The organism is Bacillus sp. mrc49 (genome assembly GCF_002803435.1).
In genome coordinates this window covers 1-2,897 of sequence record NZ_PHNG01000740.1, presented here as the reverse complement: position 1 = coordinate 2,897, position 2,897 = coordinate 1, and the positions used below count along the sequence as shown (strand labels likewise).

2 protein-coding genes are annotated in these 2,897 nt (G+C 46.9%); one reads left to right on the top strand and one right to left on the bottom strand.

Translation table 11 applies throughout. The features are described 5' to 3' along the window. A partial coding sequence (locus CVN76_RS21650; RefSeq protein ID WP_157805752.1) for a LysE/ArgO family amino acid transporter occupies nt 1-309 on the top strand: 309 nt, incomplete at its 5' end. Between the two features lie 80 nt (nt 310-389). Here the strand turns inward: CVN76_RS21650 and CVN76_RS21645 are convergent. After that, on the bottom strand, nt 390-2,897 hold a 2,508-nt coding region (locus tag CVN76_RS21645; protein ID WP_100533018.1), incomplete at its 5' end, for a DEAD/DEAH box helicase.

Sequence of the window (2,897 nt, the reverse complement as noted above, 5' to 3'; positions counted from 1 at the left end):
GAAACTAAGCAAATGTCAGCAAAAAAACAGATGATTTTTGCTTTATCGGTATCATTGCTCAATCCGCATGCAATCTTGGATACGATCGGTGTAATCGGATCGAGCTCGCTTGTATATTCAGGAACGGATAAAGTGATTTTCACGGTAACGTGCATCGCTGTGTCATGGTGCTGGTTCCATGGACTATGTCTGGCGGGACGATTGCTGAAAAAGATTGATACTACTGGCAAGTTCCTTGGTATGTTAAATAAAGTATCGGCCATCATCATCTGGATTACGGCTCTTTATTTGTTGAGTTCGATTTTTTAGAAACGATTTTCACTCCATTTGATGGCTATTCAAACGGAAAAAGGAGAATGCCCATTCGATAGGCATTCTCCTTTTGTACCTTATTGAAGAGCGACCAGGTCCTTGATTTCCTCAGTGGAAAGTTCGGTGATCCAGTTGTCACTGCTGATGATTTCGTCGTTCAATGCTTGTTTTTTATCGAGCATTTGATCAATCTTTTCTTCCAGTGTCCCTGTACAGATTAGCTTATGAACATGAACGAATCGCTGCTGTCCAATTCGGTAGGCACGGTCCGTGGCTTGATTCTCGACAGCCGGGTTCCACCAGCGATCATAATGGATCACGTGGTTTGCTTCCGTTAGGTTAAGACCGGTGCCGCCAGCCTTTAATGAAAGAATGAAGATGGGGAATTCGCCATCTTGGAAGCGTGTAATCATATCATCGCGCTGCTTCTTGTTTGCACTCCCGTTCAGGAATGGAACTTCGATGTTATATCGTTTTTCCAGCAATTCTTTCATCATGTTGCCCATCCCGATATATTGGGTGAAAATGAGACAGCTTTCATCCTGTTCGCGGACGGCATCAACAAGCTCGGTAAGCTTCTCGAGTTTGCCGGATCGGTTAGCCGCCTTCAGGATGTTTTCCTTATCCATCTCTTTTAAATAAAGAGCTGGGTGATTGCAAAGCTGCTTCAGCTTATTCAGCATCTGCAGGATGATGCCTTTTCGTTCAAAGGCTGATAGTTGTTCGATATCAGTGAAAGTATCCTTAATCAGTTGTTCATACAACGATGCTTGCTCGGTGGTAAGCGGGACGAACTCCTTCTGCTCCTGCTTATCGGGAAGGTTGAGTGCGACATCTTTATCCCGTTTTGTACGACGGAGCAAGAACGGCTGTATTAAACGCTGCAATTCCTTGATTTTATCTTTTTGTTCATCCCGTTCGATGGTGGCCACATATTTTTCCTGGAATTGGCCCAGCGTTCCAAGATATCCTTTGTTAATGAAATCGAAAATCGCCCATAGCTCACTTAAGCGGTTTTCCATTGGCGTACCCGATAAAGCGATATGATGCTGGCCATTGAGTTTACGGACTGCCTTGGATTGCTTGGTTTGGGCATTCTTGATGTTCTGTGCTTCATCAAGGATGACGCTGCTCCATTGGATGGACGAGAGCTCAGCGGCATCTTGATGCGTCAGGCCATATGAGGTTAACACAATATCGTGCTGTGCCGCATTTTTGGCGAAGACCTCACCTTTTGAACGATTCGATCCGTAATGAAGGTGGACTTTAAGTGTCGGTGCGAATTTTTCCAATTCCTTCTGCCAGTTGCCAAGGACCGATGTAGGGCAGACGATGAGCGCAGATTGTACGGATACAGGTTCAGGAGTGGGGACAAGGGTATCTTCTGCATCACTGACCCCTGGGCCGACTTCCTCTTCGACGATGATCGTTTCAATCTTTTGCTCGTCACTGGATGTAACGGGCAGCTCTTTACCGGCTCCTTCTTTGTTTTTGACATGAAGCAGGTAGGCAATCATCTGGACCGTTTTCCCCAGCCCCATATCGTCGGCTAGGCAAGCGCCAAAGCCATGCTCCCTTAAAAAAAGCAGCCAGCTCATGCCCAGCTTTTGATAGGGGCGTAGGTCGCCTTGAAGTTCGGCAGGGACGGGCAGGATGGAAATGTTTTTGGCTTCCCTGAGCCTTCCGATCATCTTACGGAGCTCCTGATTCAATTCAAATTGAATTCGGAGCATATCGTCATTTTCCGCATCGATATCTCCACCTTCATCTTCTCCATTCAATAATTCCTGCTGCAGCAGGTCTGATAGCTGTATTCCTTTTTCATTAGCTGTTTCCATCAGTACCTGAATTTGTTTAATGAAAGCCGGATCAAGCTTGACCCATTGACCGCGAATGAAGACGAGCCGCCTTTTTTGGTCGACGAGCTCCTCGAACTCCGCCTCGGTGAGCTCCTTGCCATTCAATGAAAAGCGCCAATCAAAATCCATTAAAGCTTTCAGCCCTACGTAAGAAGGACCGCGGTTGGATTGGCTCTTTACTTTGGCCTTCACCTTCAAGGAGGATTCCTTCAAGGCAAGCCACCAGGATGGAAGGAGGATTTCTACGCCAAGGAAAAGAAGTTTTTCACTTGCATCGGTCAAGAACTCCCATGCGTCCGTTTCTGAAATCTCCCTTTTCAGCCTTCCGTTTTCTCCAAGCCAAGGCACGACGAGCTGCCAGCGTTTCGTGGCCCGCACCACTTCGCTAGCATATTTGTTCCAGCCGCGCGGCAGTTTTTTTCCGGTATAGGTTTCAACGATATTTTCATCCCTTTTGGAACGGAGGGTTACGTCGAGCACCCAGGGCCCATTGCCATCAGGTGGCTCGGTTAACCGGAGTCCAATAGTGAAAGGCTTCGGATCTGGCTTTGTCCCTAGCCATTCCTGCCAGCTCTCTTTGTCAAAAAAGGCCTGCAATTCTTCCGGTGAAAGTCTTGAATCCTTTAATGCGCCGACGGCTTCGCTCCATTTATGGTGCATGGGTGAATAGTTCTTTAAATACATGTTAGCGGCACCGTTATACCACTTTTCGATGAATGTCCGATT